The sequence below is a fragment of the Opitutus sp. genome (genome assembly GCA_024998815.1).
Classification (GTDB): Bacteria; Verrucomicrobiota; Verrucomicrobiia; order Opitutales; family Opitutaceae; genus Rariglobus.
Map to the genome: position 1 here is coordinate 38,376 of JACEUQ010000002.1, position 21,010 is coordinate 59,385.

At 61.3% G+C, this 21,010-nt stretch carries 19 protein-coding genes and 1 tRNA gene; 14 read left to right on the forward strand and 6 right to left on the reverse strand.

What is annotated here, in order from left to right; genetic code table 11:
• Positions 1-289: 289 nt before the first annotated feature.
• From H2170_08010 to H2170_08030, 5 genes are all read left to right on the forward strand, one after another.
• On the forward strand, positions 290-1,090 hold the full coding sequence (locus H2170_08010) for a hypothetical protein (protein ID MCS6300035.1): 801 nt from the start codon (positions 290-292) through the stop codon (positions 1,088-1,090).
• A gap of 4 nt (positions 1,091-1,094) precedes the next feature.
• Positions 1,095-1,271, forward strand: a complete 177-nt coding sequence (locus H2170_08015; GenBank protein ID MCS6300036.1) for a hypothetical protein — start codon at positions 1,095-1,097, stop codon at positions 1,269-1,271.
• Positions 1,272-1,331: 60 nt separating this feature from the next.
• Positions 1,332-2,054, forward strand: coding sequence for a 16S rRNA (cytidine(1402)-2'-O)-methyltransferase (rsmI, locus tag H2170_08020; GenBank protein MCS6300037.1), 723 nt, complete (start codon positions 1,332-1,334; stop codon positions 2,052-2,054).
• A 240-nt stretch (positions 2,055-2,294) separates the two neighbouring features.
• Positions 2,295-3,380: an RNA polymerase sigma factor RpoD/SigA gene (locus tag H2170_08025; protein ID MCS6300038.1), complete on the forward strand. Its 1,086-nt coding sequence runs from the start codon at positions 2,295-2,297 to the stop codon at positions 3,378-3,380.
• A 237-nt stretch (positions 3,381-3,617) separates the two neighbouring features.
• On the forward strand, positions 3,618-5,189 hold the full coding sequence (locus tag H2170_08030; GenBank protein ID MCS6300039.1) for a glucose-6-phosphate isomerase: 1,572 nt from the start codon (positions 3,618-3,620) through the stop codon (positions 5,187-5,189).
• Positions 5,190-6,123: 934 nt separating this feature from the next.
• Here H2170_08030 and H2170_08035 read toward each other — a convergent pair.
• Positions 6,124-7,563, reverse strand: a complete 1,440-nt coding sequence (locus H2170_08035) for a PLDc N-terminal domain-containing protein (GenBank protein MCS6300040.1) — start codon at positions 7,561-7,563, stop codon at positions 6,124-6,126.
• Between the two features lie 137 nt (positions 7,564-7,700).
• Here H2170_08035 and H2170_08040 point away from each other — a divergent pair.
• The 3 genes from H2170_08040 (at position 7,701) to H2170_08050 (ending at position 9,653) form a co-directional block, all read left to right on the forward strand.
• Positions 7,701-7,786 (forward strand) — tRNA-Tyr (locus H2170_08040).
• A gap of 258 nt (positions 7,787-8,044) precedes the next feature.
• Entirely contained in the window at positions 8,045-8,446 is a 402-nt protein-coding gene (locus tag H2170_08045) for a hypothetical protein (GenBank protein ID MCS6300041.1), read from the forward strand.
• 112 nt (positions 8,447-8,558) lie between these two features.
• A complete protein-coding gene (locus H2170_08050) occupies positions 8,559-9,653 on the forward strand; it encodes an ankyrin repeat domain-containing protein (GenBank protein ID MCS6300042.1) in 1,095 nt (364 codons plus the stop codon).
• Between the two features lie 116 nt (positions 9,654-9,769).
• Here the strand turns inward: H2170_08050 and galE are convergent, their stop codons facing one another.
• Positions 9,770-10,762: a UDP-glucose 4-epimerase GalE gene (gene galE, locus H2170_08055; protein ID MCS6300043.1), complete on the reverse strand. Its 993-nt coding sequence runs from the start codon at positions 10,760-10,762 to the stop codon at positions 9,770-9,772.
• A gap of 58 nt (positions 10,763-10,820) precedes the next feature.
• Between galE and H2170_08060 the strand changes: the two genes are divergently transcribed.
• The 6 genes from H2170_08060 (at position 10,821) to H2170_08085 (ending at position 17,885) form a co-directional block, all read left to right on the forward strand.
• Entirely contained in the window at positions 10,821-12,065 is a 1,245-nt protein-coding gene (locus tag H2170_08060; protein MCS6300044.1) for a beta-ketoacyl-[acyl-carrier-protein] synthase family protein, read from the forward strand.
• A 22-nt stretch (positions 12,066-12,087) separates the two neighbouring features.
• Positions 12,088-12,345, forward strand: a complete 258-nt coding sequence (locus H2170_08065) for an acyl carrier protein (protein ID MCS6300045.1) — start codon at positions 12,088-12,090, stop codon at positions 12,343-12,345.
• Positions 12,346-12,405: 60 nt separating this feature from the next.
• Positions 12,406-13,884, forward strand: a complete 1,479-nt coding sequence (locus tag H2170_08070; GenBank protein MCS6300046.1) for an NAD(P)/FAD-dependent oxidoreductase — start codon at positions 12,406-12,408, stop codon at positions 13,882-13,884.
• 146 nt (positions 13,885-14,030) lie between these two features.
• Positions 14,031-15,869, forward strand: coding sequence for an ABC transporter ATP-binding protein (locus H2170_08075; GenBank protein ID MCS6300047.1), 1,839 nt, complete (start codon positions 14,031-14,033; stop codon positions 15,867-15,869).
• A gap of 370 nt (positions 15,870-16,239) precedes the next feature.
• The gene (gene dnaX / locus H2170_08080) at positions 16,240-17,403 is read left to right on the forward strand and encodes a DNA polymerase III subunit gamma/tau (protein ID MCS6300048.1); all 1,164 of its coding nucleotides are present in this window, start codon (positions 16,240-16,242) and stop codon (positions 17,401-17,403) included.
• Between the two features lie 8 nt (positions 17,404-17,411).
• Positions 17,412-17,885: a hypothetical protein gene (locus tag H2170_08085; protein MCS6300049.1), complete on the forward strand. Its 474-nt coding sequence runs from the start codon at positions 17,412-17,414 to the stop codon at positions 17,883-17,885.
• A 188-nt stretch (positions 17,886-18,073) separates the two neighbouring features.
• Here H2170_08085 and H2170_08090 read toward each other — a convergent pair whose 3' ends face one another.
• The 4 genes from H2170_08090 to aroQ form a co-directional block, all read right to left on the reverse strand.
• Positions 18,074-19,420 carry a transposase gene (locus H2170_08090; GenBank protein ID MCS6300050.1) on the reverse strand — a complete coding sequence of 449 codons (1,347 nt, stop codon included), beginning with the start codon at positions 19,418-19,420 and terminating at the stop codon, positions 18,074-18,076.
• A gap of 62 nt (positions 19,421-19,482) precedes the next feature.
• Positions 19,483-19,740 carry a hypothetical protein gene (locus tag H2170_08095; GenBank protein ID MCS6300051.1) on the reverse strand — a complete coding sequence of 86 codons (258 nt, stop codon included), beginning with the start codon at positions 19,738-19,740 and terminating at the stop codon, positions 19,483-19,485.
• Positions 19,741-20,070: 330 nt separating this feature from the next.
• Positions 20,071-20,577: an antitermination protein NusG gene (locus H2170_08100; protein ID MCS6300052.1), complete on the reverse strand. Its 507-nt coding sequence runs from the start codon at positions 20,575-20,577 to the stop codon at positions 20,071-20,073.
• Positions 20,574-21,002 carry a type II 3-dehydroquinate dehydratase gene (gene aroQ, locus H2170_08105; GenBank protein ID MCS6300053.1) on the reverse strand — a complete coding sequence of 143 codons (429 nt, stop codon included), beginning with the start codon at positions 21,000-21,002 and terminating at the stop codon, positions 20,574-20,576. Before aroQ ends, H2170_08100 begins: the two co-directional genes overlap by 4 nt.
• Positions 21,003-21,010: the final 8 nt, after the last annotated feature.

Below are 21,010 nucleotides of genomic sequence, written 5' to 3' on the forward strand. Positions count from 1 at the left end.
ATGCTATTCTCCGCAAAAAGATTGGATCCAGGGGGGGGCGCCAAATGGGTTTCGCCAGCAGCGTTGCCCGGATCTCACCCACCCACTCACTGGCAAAGAGGAGGTCCACCCCTGCGTGGACTGGCTCGGGCACGGACGACACGGAGGTCGTCCATCCACTCCAGACCGAAAGCTTATTTGACGTATTTACCCCTTGTCCAATGACTCCAGCGTGTGGCCGTTGAGCCCCGCAGCCACTTTTCCCTTTTCAAGTCGGTTGCCGAGGGCGAAGCTGCGTTAAACACCCCACATGAAACCCCTTACCCTGATCCTCTGCGTCATTGCCATCCTAGGCTCAGTGGCCTCGACCTTTTTCTTCTTCCAAATCGGCACGGCCAAGGAACAGCTCCAGCAAGAGGTTGCTCTGGCAGCCACGCAAGCCACCCAACTTCAAGGGAAAATCACCGGGGCTGCTGCGCAAAGCGATGCCCTCGAAAAACGCCTTGCAGCACTCGACAACGAGCTGGGTGATGCCAAGTCCAAGGCCTCCACCGCCGATGCCCGCAGCACGCAACTCGGGCGCGAAGCGACCCAACTGCGCACCCAACTCACCGCCAAAACCGAGGCCGCCCAAGCCCTCACCACGGAGCTCAGCCAACTCAAACAAGAACTGGCCCAAATCAAGTTGACCGCGGCCACCACCGCCGCCGAGCAAAGCGAGGAGTACAAGGCCACCATCGCCAACCTCCAGGCACGCATTACTGACCTGATCGCCATCAACACCAAAGCCAACGCACGCGGCGGTAAATCCTTACCTGGGGTGAATGCCGACACCGCCCCAGGCGCCGCCGCCCCCACCCCGTTGGTCGTGGAGGACGCGAACGGTTTTCAAGTCGTGAGCATCGGTGCCGACAACGGCTTTGTGGTCATCAAGGCCGGCTCGGCCCAAGGCATCCAACCCAAGCAAAACCTCGTCATCAGCCGCAGTGGCAAAGTCCTCGCCACCGCCGTGGTCAGCAGCAGTCAGGAAAACTACGCGATTGCCCAAATCGTTACCGATTCTTTAAAGGGTAACCTCAGCAAGGGCGACCTCGCCACTTTCGCTCAATAACACCATGCCGCGTTTAACTAAACTGATCCTCCTTACACTCGCCCTCTGCGGCGCCTCGCTTCTTTCCAGCGGTTGCTCGACCAAAACCGAGCAGGACAGCACCATTCCGTGGAGCCGCCCCGCCAACTGGGAAGGTGGCATTCCAGGCATGGGCGGCCTCGGCGGCGGTGGTTACCGCTAAACCTCTCCCGAAATCCGGCCTCGCTCAGGCCGGATTTTTTTGTGCCTGTTGACCGCGCCCATGGCTGACACTCCCCCCAACGCCTCGCTCACGCCGCTTCCCGGCCATCTCTACGTGGTGGCCACGCCCATCGGCAACCTCGCGGACCTCACCGAGCGCGCCCGCGCCATCCTCGGCTCCGTGGACCTCGTCGCCTGCGAAGACACCCGCACCACCGGGAGCCTGCTCACCCGCTTTGGACTACGCCGCGACCTGCTCGCCTACCACGACCACAACGAAATCGAGGTCGCCGAAAAACTCGCCGACCTGCTCGCCGCCGGTAAAACCGTTGCCATCGTCTCCGATGCCGGCACGCCCGCCATCAGCGACCCCGGTTTTCGTGTCGTGCGCGCCTGCCGCCGCCGCAACCTGCCGGTCGTCCCCGTGCCCGGGGCCTGTGCCGTGGTGGCGGTGCTCAGCGCCAGTGGCCTGCCCACCAACGGCTTCCTGTTCGCCGGTTTCCTCATCGCCAAAACATCGGCCCGCTGCGCATTTCTGGAAAAATACCGCGAGTTCGACTTCACCCTGGCGCTCTACGAAAGCTGCCACCGGATCGATAAGTTCGCCGACGAAATCGTCGAAAAACTCGGCCCGGACCGCGTCATCTGCATCGCCAAAGAGGTCACCAAGCTCCACGAAACGTTCCTCGTGGGCCGTGCCGGCGAGGTGCGCGACCGCCTCGCCAAGACCAGCCTCAAAGGCGAATTCGTCGTGCTGATCGCCCCGATCAACTTTGTTTTGTAAGCCAAATCCAGCGCACCGTGTACGGCCCGCCCACACAGCCGCGCCAAACCTGCACGGCCAGCCGCGCGGCCAAGCGCCAGATTGACCCACCCTGCCCTAGCGTTTCGCCCCCCTCCTACCGAGGTGAATTGCCCCCCCCCAGCTAGCTGGAACGATTCCAGCTGTGGCCGGTCAAATCCCAATGAACCGCCGCAGCCGATAGACGGGGAGTAACCTTTCAACGCTCAACACCTCTTCACCATGTCCTCCCAGCTTAAATCCATGCGCAAGCCGGTCGACTCCACAGAGTCCGCCCCTCTTGCTCGGACCGTATCGATCAACACGCCTCCCCAATTGGACGCCCCGCCCTCATTTTTAGAGAAATCCGACTGGTCGGCGCCACGCGACCAAGCCCCCTCCGAGCGCAGCAATTTGCAGCTCTACCTCCAAGAGATCGGCAAGACAGCGCTTCTTACCATTGAGGAGGAAATCAAGCTCGCCCGGCGCATTCGCCGTGGGGACAAGGCGGCGCGCGACCACATGATCTCGGCCAACCTGCGCCTGGTCGTGAAGATCGCTATGGACTACAAGGACTTCGGTCTGCCGCTACTCGACCTGATCTCCGAGGGTAATATCGGGCTGATCAAAGCGGTCGAACGCTTCGACCCGACCAAAGGCGGCAAATTGTCCACCTACGCAGCGTGGTGGATCAAACAGTCCATCAAGCGAGCGCTGGCCAACCAGTCCAAAACCATCCGCCTGCCAGTCCACTTGGTGGATAAAATCTCCAAGATGCGCAAAACCGCCATGGCGCTCACCGAGGAGCTCGGCCGGGAGCCCAGCGATGAGGAGATCGCAATCGAGCTCCAGGTGCCCACCAGCCGCGTGGCCCACTTGAAATCCGTGAGCGTGCGCCCGGCTTCGCTCGACGCCCCAATCGGCGAAAACGGTGACTCGGGCTGCTTTGGTGAAATCGTGGGCGACGAAAATGCAATCAGCCCGGTCGATACCTTGGTGCAAAAGACCCGCAACGCCGATTTGCACGCCCTCGTCTCGACGCTGGAACCCCGTGAAGCCGAGATCATTAAACATCGTTTCGGACTGGAGGGTCGCGACGAGCTCACACTGGAGGAGGTAGGCACGAAGTTCCAAGTCACCCGCGAGCGCGTGCGCCAGTTGCAAAACATTGCCCTCTCGAAAATGCGCAAGGCCTTGGCCAGCCATGAACACCAGCGCTCCGCCGAGGAAATCCTGGCAGAAGATCAGGTGCGCGCGCGCCACGCAGTCATTCGCGAATTCATGGAATCGCAGTCCCCCAGAGAAGATATTCCGCACCAGCGTAACTGAGCCTGCGTGCAGGCGAGTACGCAGCGGGCCTGCACCGTGCCTGCGCTGTGCCCGCCCGCTCCCACCAAGTCATCGTCGAAAGACGGTGGCTTTTTCTTATGCCCAGATGAAGGCATAATACCCACCGCCTCCGCTGCGGATGTACGAGCCCTCCGCGCTCAAGCCGCCCGCTAAACATTCTCCGCCTCCTCGCTTGTGGTCAGTGACTACTCCCGCATTGTCAGCCACTTCTCCCCTATGAACTGGTCCCGCTTCAAAACTCACTATTACCAGAATTCCGAGCTCGGTCTCGCGCTCGACATCAGCCGCATTCCTTTCCCGGACGGCTTTCTCGCCTCGAAAGAACCCGCCATCCAGCAGGCCTACGCCGACATGGCAGCTCTGGAAAAGGGCGCCATCGCTAATCCCGACGAAAACCGCATGGTCGGCCATTACTGGCTGCGCGCTCCCCAGCTCGCCCCGACGCCTGCACTCGCCAAAGAAATCAGCGACACGCTCGCCGCCATCAAATCCTTCGCCGCCGATGTGCACGCGGGCAAAATCCTCGGCTCCACCGGCAAGACGTTCACCCAGCTGCTCGTGATCGGCATCGGCGGTTCCGCCCTCGGCCCGCAGCTCGTCAACCACGCCCTCGGTCGCCCCGGCGCCGACAAGCTGGCCGTCTCCTTTTTTGATAACACCGACCCCGACGGCATCGACTACGTGCTCGGTACCTTGGCCGGCAAACTCCCCGAGACGATCGCGGTGGTCATCTCCAAGTCGGGCGGCACCGCCGAGACCCGCAATGGCCAACTCGAAGCCGCCGCGGCCTTCAAGGCCGCCGGCCTCGATTTCACCAAGCACTACGTCGCCGTCACCGGTGCCGGCTCCAAGCTGGAGCAAACCGCCCTCGCCCAGAACTGGCTCGCCCGTTTCCCCATGTGGGACTGGGTCGGCGGCCGCACCAGCGAACTGTCCGCCGTCGGCCTGTTGCCCGCCGCCCTCCAGGGCATCGATATCCAGGCGATCCTCGACGGCGCCGCCGCTGTCGACGCGGTCACGCGCTCGACCAAGACCAGCGAAAACCCCGCCGCGCTGCTGGCGCTCATGTGGTATTACGCCACCGATGGCAAAGGCACCAAGGACATGGTCGTGCTGCCCTACAAGGACCGCCTGTTGCTCTTCTCCCGCTACCTCCAGCAGCTCGTCATGGAGTCGCTCGGCAAGGAGTTCGACCTCAAGGGCAACGTCGTCAATCAGGGCATCGCCGTGTACGGCAACAAGGGCTCGACCGACCAACATGCCTACGTGCAACAACTGCGCGAAGGCGTGAACAACTTCTTTGTTACCTTCATTGAAGTTTTAAAGGACCGCGACGGCGCCTCCTTCGACGTCGAGCCCGGCGTGACCACCGGCGATTTTCTCCAGGGTTTTTACCTCGGTACCCGTGACGCGCTCAGCGAAAAGAACCGCACCTCGATCAGCATCACGCTGGCCGACATTTCCCCTCGTTCGCTCGGCATCCTGATCGGACTCTACGAGCGCGTGGTTGGTTTCTATGCGTCGCTGGTTGGCATCAACGCCTACCACCAACCCGGCGTCGAAGCGGGCAAGAAGGCCGCCGGCAGCGTGATTACGCTCAAGCTGCAAATCACCGCTCACCTCAAGGCCAACGCTGGCCAGACGTTCACCGCCGACACCCTCGCCGCCGCCCTCGGCAGCGCGGTGAACGCCGAGTTGGTGTTCAAGGTCCTCGAACACCTCGCGGCCAACGGCTCGGTGAAAAAGACGGCGAACACCCCGTGGTTCGCGTCGACTTACTCCGCCTAAGTCTCGGTCCGCGTTCACGATGAGGTGTCCCCATCAACCCTGAGCTCACGCTCAGGGCCACGCTCTTCGTTAACCCATTCCGTGTGGCCTTGAGCGTGAGCTCAAGGTGGGGGCTTACCCATCAACCCTGAGCTCACGCTCAGGGCCACGCTCTTCGTTAACCCATTCCGTGTGGCCTTGAGCGTGAGCTCAAGGTGGGGGCTTACCCATCAACCCTGAGCTCACGCTCAGGGCCACGCTCTTCGTTAACCCATTCCGTGTGGCCTTGAGCGTGAGCTCAAGGTGGGGCTTACCCATCAACCCTGAGCTCACGCTCAGGGCCACGCTCTTCGTTAACCCATTCCGTGTGGCCTTGAGCGTGAGCTCAAGGTGGGGACTTAACCATCAACCCTGAGCTCACGCTCAGGGCCACGCTCTTCGTTAACCCATTCCGTGTGGCCTTGAGCGTGAGCTCAAGGTGGGGCTTACCCATCAACCCTGAGCTCACGCTCAGGGCCACGCTCTTCGTTAACCCATTCCGTGTGGCCTTGAGCGTGAGCTCAAGGTGGGGGCTTACCCATCAACCCTGAGCTCACGCTCAGGGCCACGCTCTTCGTTAACCCATTCCGTGTGGCCTTGAGCGTGAGCTCAAGGTGGGGGCTTACCCATCAACCCTGAGCTCACGCTCAGGGCCACGCTCTTCGTTAACCCATTCCGTGTGGCCTTGAGCGTGAGCTCAAGGTGGGGCTTACCCATCAACCCTGAGCTCACGCTCAGGGCCACGCTCTTCGTTAACCCATTCCGTGTGGCCTTGAGCGTGAGCTCAAGGTGGGGACTTAACCATCAACCCTGAGCTCACGCTCAGGGCCACGCTCTTCGTTAACCCATTCCGTGTGGCCTTGAGCGTGAGCTCAAGGTGGGGACTTACCCGTCAACTGCAGGCCACCACCGGCCGTCACAAAAGCGGGGCGAGCAATCGGCTGATATCCTCGGCCAAGTTGCCCCACAAGCGGTTGCGGACCGGAGCCTCGGGCTTCGGCTCCTTGCAGTGGTGCAGCAGTTTATTGGCCCAGACGCGCATCGCCCGCACATCGGCCTCCGAATAAAGAAAAACGCTGATCTCAAAATTAACGAAGAGGCTGCGCAGGTCGAAATTGGCCGAGCCGAGCAGGCCAATACGGTCGTCGACGATGACGGCTTTCGAATGCAGCATGTGGCCGTTATGGTGGAGCAGGACGCGCGCGCCGGCCTTGCGCAACTGGCGCAAATAATGGCGGCGGGCATAGTCGGTGATGGGGTGGTTCGAAGTGGCGGGGACGATCAGGGTGACGTCCTTGCCGGCGCGCGCTTTGACGATGAGCGAACGCAACAGCACCTCGTCAGGGATAAAATACGGCGTGATAATCCAGATGCTCTGCTCGGCCTCCTGGATCATGGAAAGCAGACCCTCGTAAAGCGGGTCACCATGGACGTCAGGGCCGCTGGCGACCACGTGCAGGGCGCTGTTACCCTCAATACGCACCGCAGCCGGATCGATTTCGGTGTGCAGGGATTTGAACGACTGGCGGCTGGCAAAGGCCCAGTCGGCTAAAAACACCTCGTTGAGCAGGGCGGCGGCGGGCCCGATGATAATCGCGCCGAAATCGGACCAGCGTTTCTTCGACGGGTGAGCGCCCATGTATTCGTGGGCGAGGTTGTGGCCGCCGACCATGGCGGTGTGTTGGTCAAAAACGGCGATTTTACGGTGATTACGCAAGTTAGCCGAACCGCGGCCCGACAGCGGCAACACCGGCATAAAACGCACCACCTCGCCACCGGCCTGGCGGATCGGATCAACGAAGCCCCAACTGGAAAGCAGGCAACCGAGGCCATCGAGTTGCAAGCGCACCTTGGCGCCCGCGCGGGCGCGTTTGGCCAGCAGGTTGACCAAGTGCCGCCCGGTGTCGTCGCGACTAAGAATAAAGGTGGCGATATGGATGGAATGCTGGGCGCGCAGGATGAGGCCCTCGAGCTCGGCATAAGCCTGCTCGCCGGTGGTGATCAGCCGCACCGAGTTACCACCTGCGGGCCGACCGGCGCCAAAGGAAGCCAGGGTATGGGCGGTGGGCGATGCGGCGATTGCGGGATCGACATCCGGGACGCCCGGCAAGTTAAGGACAACGGGATGTTTACGTTTCTTGAGTTCGCGCAGCTTGCGCCCTCCAATGAGCACAAACAGCGGCACGCCAACATAGGGAACTAGGCCGATTATCAACAGCCAAGCGAGGGTGTTACTGGGGGGACGTTTTTCACCGACCAGCCGCGCGATGGCGAAAACCGCCAGCAGGAACCCGCCCATCGTTAAAAAATGGGGGAAGATGCTGGTTTCGACTACGCGTGAAAGCTCGGGATCCATGGGCGAAGGGAGTAGCGGGCGGCTAGGGAACAGGGTGTGCGAGGCGACGAATGAAGCAAGTCGCGCGGCGGGCGTGAAATTAGCTAAATTGGGACTTGAACTTAACGGAGGGAGCGGGCTTTTTGACCTTTCTGTTTGGTGGAATATCCAAGTGGCCAAAGGATGGGGACTGTAAATCCTCCCGCTCACGCGTTCGCTGGTTCGACTCCGGCTTCCACCACCAGTGTTTGCCCCGCAATGACTTAGGCCAAGTCTAGCGGGGCTTTTTTGTGCCTTCTGCCACGGGACGTGTCAGGAGCCTTATCGCTTTTAGTTAAACCTAAACCCCTAAGCGGTCGTCGTGATCCGACGCAACCGACTGGGCCGCTTGCCACTTTTTCATTCTTCTCCCCCTACCCAGAAAGGGGACGCTTGGGGAACGGCCCGCGAAGCGTCATTTTTCTCGCCGCTTCCGCCGTCCTTACGCACCACTGCATCAACCATGAAAACGCCCACGCCCGTTTCCCCATTACTCAACGCCGCGCTCAAATTCCTGCTCGTCGAAAAACGCGGGACACACCCCCAGTTGAGCCAGGTCGATGGCGTAGAATACCTCTCCGTGCTGTGGGCCACCACTCGGTTTGGCGGCGTGCCGGGCTTTGACCGCCAAGAGGGCTGGTATTTTGATTCCCCTGATGACGACCGGGGTGTCGTAGCCGTTCACCTCACAGCCGAGGGCGGCTTCCACGTGACCAACCCCGATGCAGAATTCGCCTATTTAACCGGCAAAGTGGGCTCCGCCCAAGAACTGGAGACCGTCCTAACCACCCTCGATTCCATCAAGGCAGCCGACCTCAAAGGCGTTGCCATCAAAGACCAGCCGCTGTCCGGATTATTGGAATAAACCTCCGCCATCCCACGGCCATCCGTCCAGGTTTTACCTCGACGCTAGGGCGGGCCACTCGACAAACGGTACCTGCGCTCCGTTTGCCTGTGAGCGACGAGCACGACCTAGGTTGAAATGGCCGCAGGCGATTTTAAGTTTTGCGCGTGAACCCAGCGCCCGCTTCGCTGCTCGCATGGATACCGAAGCGCTGCTCGCGAACATCCGCGAAGGCTCCCTTTCCCAGGACAAAGCCCGCGCACTGACAGCCGACGAGCTCGCCGCGCGCAACGCCTCTGGCAACACCGTTTTGCACACCGCTGCCAAGTACGGCCGACTGCGCGACCTCAACCCTGCGGTGCTCACCGCCGAGCTGTTCTCCCTCAAAAACGACTCCGGCTACACCCCTCTGCATCAGTTGGCTTTTGGCGGACATTTTGGCCAGCTTCCCGCCGGCCTTCTCAGCCGCAGCCACTTTCTGGTGCGCAGTAACTCCGGCTACACCCCCCTTCACACCGCAGCCGCAGCCGGCACCCTTGCCCAAGTTCCCGCCGCGGTGGGTGCGATCAACCACGAGCTGCTGCTCATTCGCACCGATTTGGGTAACACCCTTTTGCACGAAGCCGCCGAGACCGGCGCACTCGATCGCCTGCCGCCCAACCTGCTCAGCGAGCGCCTGCTGGCCGAGCGCAACCTGAGCGGCGAAACCGTCCTTCATGTGGCCGCGCTCAACGGCCACCTGGGCCAAATCCCCAACGCCTGGCTCGGCACCTCGGTCCTTCTGCGCACCACCAAGGCGGGCGACACCGTGTTGCATGCATCCGCCATCTCCGGCCACCTCGGCCAGGTCCCACCGGAGCTGCTCATATCCAACAACTTGTTACTTAAAAGCAAAGCGGGATACAGCGTGCTGCATGCGGTTGCCGAGACCGGCCAACTGGACCGTATCCCGGCGGGAATCCTCACCGCCGAACTTTTGCTCACGCGCAATGAACACGGCGACACCCCGCTGCATGCGGCCGCCTACGAGGGCCACCTCGGCCAAATCCCGGCATCGATCCTCACCCCCGCGTTACTAGCGACGCGCAATTACGAGGGCGTAACCCCTCTGGCGACCGCAGTTCGGCGCGGAAATGTGGGGCAATTACCCGTCGCGCTGCGCCCCGTGGAACCCGGCATCGTGAAACGGACTTTGATCAAATGGGGTCTGTCCCGCCCTCCATTCTGAGGTCGGCAAAATCCGACCGCCGAAGCAGGCTCCCCGTGTAACTCGATATAAAAAAGGCGCGACCGACTGGGTCGCGCCTTTTTCGGCTATTTTCTGCAGCGTTTCTGCGGCGTGACTTAGTTTTTCTTAAACCCGTTGGGGTGTTCCGAGTGCCATTTCCAGGCCGTGGCAACGATCGGCTCGATGGTCGTGTACTTGGGTTCCCAACCGAGCTCGGTCTTGGCCTTGGTCGAGTCGGCGTAGAGCGCGGGCGGATCGCCGGCGCGGCGCGGCGAGGTCACGTAGGGGACCTTCTTGCCGGTGACCTTTTCAACAGCGTGAATCACTTCCAGCACCGAGGTGGGCGTGCCCGTACCGAGGTTGTAGAACAGCGCGGTGCCGGGGGTTTGGAGTTTGTCGAACACGGCGATGTGCGCGCGGCTCAGGTCGTCCACATGCACGTAGTCGCGCAAGCAGGTGCCGTCCGGCGTCGGGTAGTCGGTACCGAAAACCTGAACATTCTCGCGTTTGCCCATAGCGACATCGATCACCAACGGGATCAGGTGCGTCTCGGGATTGTGCTGCTCGCCGATCCAGCCGTCCTCGGCCGCGCCGGCGGCATTGAAATAGCGGAACGCCGCAAAGCTCAGGCCGTAAGCCGAGGCGAAGGACTTGAGTGCAATTTCAACGTCGAGCTTGGTCTGTCCGTAGGGGTTAATTGGCGACTGGGGCATCGTCTCAACCAGAGGCATTTTGTCGGGGATGCCGTAGGTCGCGCAGGTGGAGGAAAAGACGAATTTCTTCACGCCCGAACCGATCATGCAGCGCAACAGGTGCAGCGTGGCGGCGACGTTGTTAAAATAGTATTTGAGCGGATCAGTGACGCTCTCGCCCACGTAGGCGTAGGCGGCGAAATGCATCACGATGTCGATTTTCTCCTTACGCAGGACTTTGCCCACTTCGCTCTCGTTGCCGAGATTCACGGAGTAGAAGGGCACCTCGGAATCCACGGCCGCGCGGTGGCCGAAGACAAGATTGTCCAGAACTACTGGGCGGTGCCCAGCGGCAATCAGTTGACGAACACAATGGCTACCGATGTAGCCTGCACCTCCGACGACAAGTACGTTCATATTTGGAGCCTAGGCTTGTATTACGGTTACGGACGGGTTGGCTAGCGGTTTTTCCTCCATGTCGCTTAAAACCCCTCGCATCGTCATCACGGGTGTTGGTCTGACCGCACCCAATGGCAACACGCTGACCGAATTCCGCCAAAACCTGCTCGCTGGGGTGGGCGGGATCGAAAAAAAGGAGATTCGCTACATGGGCGAATTGCTCGCCGGCGTCTGCCACTACGACGCCCTCAAATACCAAACCAAAAAAGAGCTGCGCGTAGGCACCCGGGCCGGCTCCATCTCGATTTACTGCGCCCGCGAGGCGGTGGCGAACAGCGGACTCGATTTCGCCAATTTCCCCAAGGACCGCGTCGGTGTCTACGTCGGCACGACCGAGCACGGTAACGTCGAAACCGAGAACGAAATCTACGCGATTTCGAAGTTCAACTACGACACAAAGTACTGGTCGCATTACCACAACCCGCGCACCGTCTCCAACAACCCGGCCGGCGAAATCTCGCTTAACCTCGGCATCACCGGCCCAGCTTACACGATCGGTGCCGCCTGCGCCGCCGGCAACATGGGCCTGATCCACGCCACCCAGATGCTGCGCCTAGGCGAAGTCGACCTGGCGATCTGCGGCGGCGTGAGCGAGTCGATCCACACCTTTGGCATCTACGCTGGCTTCAAATCCCAAAACGCCCTCGCCTCCCACCCCGATCCGCTCAAGGCGTCGCGCCCCTTTGACCGTGATCGCAACGGCATCGTTATCTCCGAGGGCGGTGCGTTGTACACGCTCGAGCGGCTCGACGACGCGCTGGCCCGTGGCGCCAAGATTTATGGCGAAATCGGCGGCTACTGCGTGAACTCCGACGCCAGCGATTACGTGCTGCCCAATCCCGGTCGCCAGGCCGAGTGCGTGCGCAAGGCGCTCAAGTCGGCTGGCATGACCCCGCAGGACATCCATATCGTCAATACCCACGCCACCGCCACGCCGCTGGGCGACATCCAAGAGTGCGAGGCGATCCGCGCCGTATTCGGCGAGAACTGCCCCGATACCTACATTAACAACACCAAGGGCTACATCGGCCACTGCATGGGCGCGGCCGGTGCGCTGGAGCTGGCGGGCAACCTGCCGTCCTTCGATGATCTCGTGGTGCACCCCACCATCAACGTCGACAACCTTGACCCCCATTGCGCCCTGCCCGGACTGGTGCTCAACCACCCGAAGAAGGTCCGTAAAGTCGATACCATCCTCAATAACTCCTTCGGCATGCTGGGGATAAATTCCACGTTGATTGTGAAGCGATTTGTGCCCTAACTGCGCCCTCTACATCCTCAAAATGACCAAAGACGAAACCAAACAAGTGGTCCTCGAAATCATCGCCGACATCGCGCCGGACGAAGATATTTCCAATCTCAAGTCCGACGTTCGCCTCCGCGACCAGATGCAATTGGATTCGATGGACTTCCTCGACATCGTGATGGAGCTGCGCAAGCGCCACAATATCGAGGTCCCCGAGGCCGACTACATCCAGCTGGCTTCGCTCGACAGCTGCGCTGATTACCTCACGCCAAAGTTCACCGCTCTCGGCAAGTAAGCCCCGCTTCTTAGCATTCACTTAGGGCCTGACCTCGGTCAGGCCTTTTTTATTTAACCAATGAACACCGCCACCCACTACGACGTCGTCATCATTGGCGCGGGCATGGCCGGACTCGCGGCAGGCATTCGCCTCGCCCATTTCGGCAAAAAGGTGTGCATCTTCGAGCGCCACAACGCCACGGGTGGGCTCAACAGTTTCTACAGCTTGGGCGGGCGCAAATACGATGTGGGGCTGCACGCGATGACCAACTTCGTGCGCGCCGGGGTCAAAGGCACACCGCTCACCAAGCTCCTGCGCCAACTTCGCATCGAGCGCGACGAGTTCGCGTTGTGCGAGCAGAAGCGCTCCCGCGTTGCCTTCGGACCGCAGGGCGACGTGTCGCTGTCCTTCACCAACGATTTCACCGTTTTTGAAAGCGAAGTCGCCCGCCAATTTCCCGCCCAAATCGACGGCTTCCGCCGCCTGGTTGGCCTGATCCGCAGCTACGACGACGTTTCCCTGGGCGCCGTCCCCGAGTCGGCCCGCGCCGTCATTCGCCGCCACCTCAGCGACCCGCTGCTCGAAGACATGCTGTTTTGTCCGGTCATGTATTACGGCAGCGCCACCGAGCACGACATGGAGTTCGGCCAGTTTGTGATCATGTTCAAGGCCCTCTTCCTCGAAGGTTTTGCCCGCCCGCTGGACGGGGTGCGCGTGATCCTGCGCGTACTTTTGGACAAGTACCGTCAGTCGGGAGGCGAGCGGCGCATGAAATGCGGCGTGCAAAAAATCATCACCCGCGACGGCCAGGCCCGCGCGCTTGTGTTGGATGACGGCACCGAGGTGACCGCCACCCACGTTATCAGCACCATCGGCGCACCCGAAACCGAGCTACTCCTCAGCTCTCAGCTACTCGCTCCAAGCTCCCAGCTCAGGGCTCACAGCTCAGAGCTCCTAGCTCCGCACCCCCACCCCGCCGGCGCACTCAGTTACACGGAAACCATCACCGTTCTCGACCGTGAGCCGGCGGCGCTGGGCTGGGGCGACGACACGATCATCTTTTTTAACGACTCGGAAAAGTTCACGTACGAGCGCAGTGCGTCCGCCGTGGATGTGCGCAGCGGGGTGATTTGTATTCCCAACAACTTCGATTACGGCGCCGACAGTCACCTGCCCGAGGGCCTGTTCCGCTGCACCTGCCTGGCAAACTACGAGCAGTGGGTGAACTTGCCCGAAGCCGAATACCGTGCAGCCAAGGCCCGCTGGTATGCCGACATCCAGCGGAGCGCCCAGCGTTTTCTGCCCGCGCTGCCAACACCCGACGCCCTCACCCACGCCACGGTGGCGACGGACATGTTCACCCCGCGCACCATCACCAAGTTCACGGGTCGGATGGGCGGGGCGATCTACGGCTCGCCGCAAAAGATCCGCGACGGCCGCACCCCGATGGACAACCTCTACCTTGCGGGCACCGACCAGGGCTTTTTGGGGATTATCGGCGCGATGCTCAGCGGCATCTCGATGGCCAATTTCCACATCCTTCAGGCAGGCAAGTAGCCGCTGTGCTGGTAACCCGCGTCGGCGCGTCCCCGGTCCGGCTTCGCAGCGCATAGCTCGCGCTTGCCTCGGACGGCACGTCACCCAATCTCCCGTCCCTCGTGTCAGCTCCTCTTTCTTCGTCGCCCGCCTCTCACCCTCACGCCATGGACGCCAAGCCCACCAACGCCGCGCTCGGGCGCATCCGCCGCCTACTTCCCCACCTACGACCAGCGCGCTGGGACATTCTCGGCGGGTTGCTGGCGGGCGTGGTCTACTCGATTAGCAGTGGCGTGGGCCTGCCGGTGATGTTCAAAACCACCATGCCGATTTTTTTCGGCAAACCCGAGGAGGCGTCCCCCTTTGTGGTTAAATGGTCGCAATACTTTTTCGGTGAACAGTACGCAGGGAAACTTTTGATCACCGCCTGCCTGGGCCTGCCCTTGATCTTCGCCATCCGAGGCGCCGCCGCATTTGCGAACCGCTACCTCATCACACGCGGCGGCTACATCATTCTGGAAAGCCTCCGCATGGAGGTTTTCGACCGCCTGCAAAAACTCCCCCTCGCCTTTTACCAAAAGCATAAGTCCGGCGACCTTCAGTCACGGCTCATGAGCGACACCCAGGGCCTGAACAACTGCATCACGCAAGTCAGCACCGAGATTGTGAAGCAGCCGCTCACTTTGGTGTTCTCCATCGGCACCCTGCTCTACCTCGCCATCACCGAACGCAGCGCCCTCTTCGCTTTGGTGGCGCTCATCAGCGTGCCGCTTTGCGTGTTGCCGATCCGCATGGCGGCCAAGCGCATCAAAAAACGCTCCCGCCAGCTCGCCGAAAACAATGGTGAACTCGCCTCAATCACCAACGAAACCCTGCAATCCCCCGCCGAGATCCAAGCCTACAATCTTCAATCGCAGCAGCGCACGCGTTTCAACCTGCTCACCCGTGAGATTTTCCGCCTCGGCATCAAGGCGGTCAAATACGACGCGGTCACCAGCCCGCTGATCGAATTTATCTCCGTGCTCGGCTTTGCAATCGCGCTCTACGTGAGCGTGGGCAACGGCATGACATTTGGAACCTTCAGCGCGCTCGGCCTTGCCCTTTACCTGTGCTACGAGCCGATCAAAAAACTCAGCAGCCTCAACGCCGCCCTTAAAAACGGCGAGGTCAGCCTAGAGCGGCTCGAAGCCGTCTTGCACGCCACCGACACCGTGCCCGACCCCGTTTCACCCGTGGCGCTGCCGCCTGCCGCACCCACCCTGCGTTTCGAACGCGTCGGCTTCGCCTACGACACCGCCGACCAGTCCACCCAACGCCAGGCCGCCCTCCGCGACATCACCCTCACCATCCGCCCCGGCGAGACCGTGGCCTTAGTCGGCCCCAGCGGCGCCGGCAAATCCACCTTCGCGGCCCTGATCCCGCGTTTCTACGACCCCACCGCCGGCTCGATCACCTTTAACGACGTGGACCTGCGCGCCGTCACCAAAAAGGAGCTACGCGACCGCATCGCGCTCGTCTCCCAATCGCCGGTTTTGTTCAACGCTACCCTCGCCGACAACATCCGCGCCGGCCGACTTGGCGCGAGCGACGCCGAGGTGTTGGCTGCCGCCGAAAAGGCCCACCTCGGGGCCTTCATCGCCACGCTTCCGCAAGGCCTGCAAACCTCCATGGGTGAGCGCGGTTCCAGTCTCTCCGGCGGCCAACGCCAACGTGTCGCCATCGCCCGCGCCTTTTTGAAGGACGCACCCATCCTCATTTTGGACGAAGCCACCAGCGCGCTCGACAGCGAGAGCGAGGCGTCGATCCAAGCCGCGTTGCAAGAACTCGCGAAGGGCCGCACCACGCTCATGATTGCGCACCGCTTCAGCTCCATCCGCCACGCCACGCGCATTCTCGTATTTGAGGACGGCCGCATCGTTGCCGATGGCCCCCACGACGAGCTTTACGCCACCAGCCCGCTCTACCGCAGCCTGTACGACCAACAGGCCCCTGCGCGTAGCTCATAGCTCATAGCTCATAGCTCACAGCTCATAGCTCATAGCTCACAGCTCATAGCTCATAGCTCACAGCTCATAGCTCATAGCTCACAGCTCATAGCTCATAGCTCACAGCTCATAGCTCATAGCTCATAGCTCATAGCTCACAGCTCATAGCTCACAGCTCATAGCTCATAGCTCACAGCTCATAGCTCATAGCTCACAGCTCATAGCTCATAGCTCACAGCTCATAGCTCATAGCTCACAGCTCATAGCTCATAGCTCACAGCTCATAGCTCATAGCTCATAGCTCATAGCTCACAGCTCACAGCTCACTTTTTGCCCGGATCACGGTGTTTTCGATTGCGATAGGCAGGGCGGATCCTGCAACTAACTAGCAGTGTCATCCGCCTATCAGGTCATTGCCCGCAAGTGGCGCCCGCAGACGTTCCAGGACGTTGTCGGCCAGGATCATGTCGTGCGCACCCTGCGTAACGCCATTGGGCGTAACCGCATCGCCCACGCCTATCTGTTCGTCGGCCCGCGTGGCACCGGAAAAACCTCCACCGCGCGTATTTTTGCCAAGGCGCTCAATTGCACCGACGGTCCCAAGGCGGACTTCGATCCCAAGGATCCGGCCGTGCAGGCGATCACCGATGGGACCTCGATGGACGTGATCGAGATCGACGGTGCGTCGAACAACTCCGTCGACCAAATCCGCGAGTTGCGCGACGACGTGCGCTACGCCCCAACCCAGGGGAAATACAAAATCTACATCATCGACGAGGTGCACATGCTCTCCAACCAGGCGTTCAACGCGCTGTTGAAGACCCTCGAAGAGCCGCCCGAGCACGTGAAGTTCGTCTTCGCCACGACCGACGTGCAAAAGGTGCTGCCCACGATCCTGTCGCGCTGCCAGCGCTTCGACCTCAAGCCGATCCCAAGCGAATTGATCGTGCAACGCCTGCAAACCATCGCGGTTGAGGAAAAGATCAACGTTACCCCCGAAGCACTGGCCTGTATCGCCCGTATGGCCGACGGCGGTATGCGCGATGCCCAGTCGATCTTCGACCAGATGATTTCGTTCTGCGGCTCCGACATCGCCGAAGCCGACGTGCTGGATGTGTACGGCCTGGTTTCAGGCGAGAAAATCAACGCGTTGGCCGGTGCCGTTGCTGCGGGCGACCACCAAAAGATCATCGCCCTCGTCGACGAGTGCGATGAAAGCGGCCGCGACTTGGTCCGGCTGCTCACCGATATGCAGGCCTTGGTGCGCAACGCCCTGCTCGACGCCATCGCCAAGGGCGGGCGCAGCGAACGGCTGGGCGGCGTGTCCATGACCACCGAGCAGCTCACGCGTCTGCTGGATGGCCTGCGCGAGGGCGAAGGCGGCGTGAAACTCGGACTGGCGGAAAAAATCAATTTTGAGGTCACGCTGCTCAAGGCAGTCGAGGCCAGCCGGTCCCGCGCCATCGATTCGCTCATCAAAGAGCTCGCAGCCCTGGCCGAAGAATCCGCGATTGCGGAATCGGCCTCGGGCGACAGCGAAAAAAAAAAGGTCTGATTAATCGGTTGGAGTCGCGGCTGATCCTCGCAATCGAGGTATCCAAGGCGGCCCAGCCATTGATCGTCAGCGCAGAGGAACCCGAAGCCGACGCACCGGATGAAGACGCCGGCGAGGCCGGTCAGGTCACGCTCCCCGGAGTCGAGGTTACACCCGTAGCGAGCGATCCAGAGCGCGGCCGAGCCGACGACATGGGTTCCGCCATGCCGCCAACCGACGATGACGGCCCGAAGTGGCCGGACGAAGTTGCCGAGTCGGGCATGCGCGCCGAGGCGACTCAGCGCGGCGAGACGTTATCCTCGAAAGCGGCGCGGGAAGCCGCTGAAGCGTTGGCCGAGGCGGCGGCGGAAAAGCGCAACCTGCCTCCGCTCGACGATCTGATTAACCAAATCCCTGCCGACATCCGTGACACGCTCGAAGACCTGTTTCGGGTGAAGTTCAACAAAGTTGCCCGCGCGCCGAAAAAATCGCTCAAAGCGTAATATCGCTCTCGTTCACGCTGAGCTTAACTAAAACGGTTCTCTGGTGAACGTAGAGCTTTAGGCAAACACCCTGAGCTCACGCTCAAGGCCACAAGGAAATTATCCCCCAAGAGTGCGGACTTGAGCGTGAGCTCAAGGCTGGAGTTTGGCCCCAAAAGCAGGTGGATGCGAAGCGGCCGGAGGCCCGGTTACGCAGCGCGGAAGAGTGCTTCAGCCAAGAAGGGTGGCGCTTTTGATGAGTTCGTGGAGGGAGGGTCGGTCGACGTGAAGTCGGAGAAACTCTCTGGGGCGATCTGGTCGGCCCAGCATTCGCTGCGCAGGGTGCGCAAGAGGTCCCCCGTGGAACTGGTCGCAGGCGAGGCGCCCGAAGAGTGCGTGCGCCATTTGGGCGGGCGAAGATGCGGCGGCGGATCAGGGGTTTGCCCCGCAGGATCGCCGAAGAGCAGGGCGGCGATTAACAACAGCGCATAGGCGGCGACGGTGGCGGCGGGTTGGTTGCGGTTGGAGGCGGCGGTGCGCAGTTGTGCCTGGCCGGTGCCGATCAGGGTTTTCTCATCCCGGAAGTTTCCCTCGATGACCCAACGCCAGAGGTAATACTGGAGTTGGTCACCCACGGGCATATCCGGGTCGGTGCAAACCAAGAAGGCAGGCTGGCGATAGAGCAGCTTCGAGCCTGCGCGCAATCGGTAGCCCACCGGGGCGATCACCATGACTTGCAACGGGAGCGTCGCCCCGGCTTTACGCCACAGCACCGGCCCGAGGGTCTTGATTTTAAAGGTGTGCTTTTTTCCGGCCGCATAAGCCTCGACGCTTTGCCAGGCCACGGTGTCGTCGGTGCGCAGCTCTTCCGGGGTCTGGACCGGCGCGCCATAGACCGGCGGGCGACCGGTGGCCGCGGGTGGTCCAGGCAGGGCGTTGAGCACGGCGTCCCGGCGGATCCGGCCGATATAAACGGTCTTGGCGGGCAGGCCCTTGAGTACGACCGCATTGGTGTAACTGCCATCGCCGGCGACCACCAGTTTGCGCGTGTCTGGCAGCGCCTGGCGAAGCTGCTGGATGCGGGCGAGCGCGACGACATTAAGCCGCTGCTGTTTTTTCTTCTCCGTGTACTGCTGAACCTCGTCGGTAGTGGCTTTTTTACCCGGCTTTGGCGGCGTCGGCGCGTGGGTGAAATCCACCGGAATCATCCGGGCGTGTCCGTCGGAACCAGGCCAGGCCGCAGAGAGTTGCACATAGCGCTGGCCGCGCACCAGGTTGGTTTGGAACGCGGGGCCGAGCGGATCGCGTTTCCAGCCGACGCCGTCGATCTTGACCCCGGTTTTGCGTACCAGGGTGTCATCGATGGCGGCCACCAACGGGGTAAGCGCCGGCAGGTTTACCTCAAGCTCATGGAGGACCGTGCGGAAAAGCCCCGCCGGCTTCACCCGGTCACGCGAATACAACCGGTAGTCGGCCGTCCAGTCCTGCTGGGCACGCCCGCACAGACAAATCAGGTTGGTAAGAGTCCCCCGGCACGGTGAAACCAGTGCCGCCATGAGATGCCCCTGCAGTCTCCGGGCGCACTCGGGGGCGGCGCAAGCCGCAGCACAAGCCCGTTTCATAAGTCGTCCCAGCCGATCGGATAAACCCAACTGGACTTTTTTTTAACGCCTACGTCCACCAGCTCGGGCGTGACCGGCATAACGGGCGCGACCAGACTGCGTGAGAGGACCAAATGATGCGCGTCGGTGACGGTCCACTCGACGGCCTCCGACTTGGCGAACCCCATCGTCTGGGCGATGGAAGCGGGTAATGTCACATACCACTGCTCACTGTTTTTGCGGATGATGCGCTGAACTTTGGTGGTGGTGCTCATGGTCCGACACCATCGTTCATGGCCACGCTTTTTCCCATGGGCCCGACGCCCCATTTATCTCTACGGCCTTCTCCGGGCCAACTAGTCAGAGGCCAAACTCCAGACTTGAGCGTGAGCTCAAGGATGCCGTGACCCGAATGGCACTTAGTTAGGCCGGAGCGCCCCAACGGGGCATTCTAACGCAGCCTAGGGCAACGCCCTAGGAATCAATGGGTAAGGACGCAAGCCCTGAAGGGGCGCCTTAACCGAAAAATGACGATCACACCCCTTAACTAAGTGCCATTCTGCCGTGACCCAAAACTTGAACGATCAAAGCGTAAGAGGGGAAAACTAAGCGAGGATTTCGAGGCAATCCGCCGCGATGCACACGTGCAGGCCCTGCTGGAGAACGTCCACCGCCACGATGATGCCCTTGGGGCTCGCAGGGTCATCGACCACGCCTTCCAGGCCCCACAACGGGCCACTGACCACCTTGACGCGGGTCCCGCGCTCCATAACGGGGCGCAGGCTGATTTCGAAGCCCGAAGCCACCATCGCACGCACATCGGCCATTTGGCGCAGAAACTGTGACTCGTTACCCACGGGAATCACTCGGGCGAGCAAGTCCTGCTGATAAATACGGGCTTTGTTTTCCAGAACGACTTGGGCAAAAACATAGCCAGGGAAAAGCGGCTTGGTGAAGCGCTTGGTTCGCGGGCCGTAGTTTTTAACACTCTCCGTGGTCGGCAGGTAGTGCTCGATTTTTTCAGCCACCAGCAACGCGGCGAGTTTCTTTTCGCAGCGCGGCTTGGTGTGGCAAACAAACCACCGTAACTCGTCGGGGGCCGGGGTGCTCACCGTTTCAGCAAAAACCGCACGGCGGCGAAATAGCCCTCAAGCCCGAGCCCGCTGATGACCGCCAAGGCGATCGGCGCAGTCAACGAGGTGTGCCGAAACTCTTCGCGTTTGTAGATATTGGAGATGTGCACTTCCACGGCGGGAATGTGCGCGCCGGCCAAGGCATCGCGCAGGGCAACACTGGTGTGCGTGAGAGCGGCGCCGTTGATGACGATACCATCGAGCTTCGCATCGGCGAGCGCCCCAATTTTATCGATGAGCGCGCCCTCGTGGTTGGACTGGAAAAAGTCGAGCTTGGCCACGCCCGAGAACTCGGCGCGCAGGGACGCCTCCAAGTCGGCAAGGGTCGTGTGGCCGTAGATCTCGGGTTCACGTTTGCCGAGGCGGTCGAGATTGGGGCCGTTGAGAATGGCGATGGTTTTCATCGGTAGAC

What these genes read in the sequence shown, in the direction of transcription:
- rsmI (MCS6300037.1), top strand. Translation starts at nt 1,332, where the DNA reads ATGGCTGACACTCCCCCCAACGCCTCGCTCACGCCGCTTCCCGGCCAT.
- H2170_08060 (MCS6300044.1), top strand. Translation starts at nt 10,821, where the DNA reads ATGTCGCTTAAAACCCCTCGCATCGTCATCACGGGTGTTGGTCTGACC.
- H2170_08010 (MCS6300035.1), top strand. Translation starts at nt 290, where the DNA reads ATGAAACCCCTTACCCTGATCCTCTGCGTCATTGCCATCCTAGGCTCA.
- H2170_08065 (MCS6300045.1), top strand. Translation starts at nt 12,088, where the DNA reads ATGACCAAAGACGAAACCAAACAAGTGGTCCTCGAAATCATCGCCGAC.
- H2170_08075 (MCS6300047.1), top strand. Translation starts at nt 14,031, where the DNA reads ATGGACGCCAAGCCCACCAACGCCGCGCTCGGGCGCATCCGCCGCCTA.
- H2170_08015 (MCS6300036.1), top strand. Translation starts at nt 1,095, where the DNA reads ATGCCGCGTTTAACTAAACTGATCCTCCTTACACTCGCCCTCTGCGGC.
- H2170_08095 (MCS6300051.1), bottom strand. Translation starts at nt 19,740, where the DNA reads ATGAGCACCACCACCAAAGTTCAGCGCATCATCCGCAAAAACAGTGAG.
- aroQ (MCS6300053.1), bottom strand. Translation starts at nt 21,002, where the DNA reads ATGAAAACCATCGCCATTCTCAACGGCCCCAATCTCGACCGCCTCGGC.
- H2170_08035 (MCS6300040.1), bottom strand. Translation starts at nt 7,563, where the DNA reads ATGGATCCCGAGCTTTCACGCGTAGTCGAAACCAGCATCTTCCCCCAT.
- H2170_08030 (MCS6300039.1), top strand. Translation starts at nt 3,618, where the DNA reads ATGAACTGGTCCCGCTTCAAAACTCACTATTACCAGAATTCCGAGCTC.
- H2170_08070 (MCS6300046.1), top strand. Translation starts at nt 12,406, where the DNA reads ATGAACACCGCCACCCACTACGACGTCGTCATCATTGGCGCGGGCATG.
- H2170_08090 (MCS6300050.1), bottom strand. Translation starts at nt 19,420, where the DNA reads ATGGCGGCACTGGTTTCACCGTGCCGGGGGACTCTTACCAACCTGATT.
- H2170_08025 (MCS6300038.1), top strand. Translation starts at nt 2,295, where the DNA reads ATGTCCTCCCAGCTTAAATCCATGCGCAAGCCGGTCGACTCCACAGAG.
- H2170_08045 (MCS6300041.1), top strand. Translation starts at nt 8,045, where the DNA reads ATGAAAACGCCCACGCCCGTTTCCCCATTACTCAACGCCGCGCTCAAA.
- galE (MCS6300043.1), bottom strand. Translation starts at nt 10,762, where the DNA reads ATGAACGTACTTGTCGTCGGAGGTGCAGGCTACATCGGTAGCCATTGT.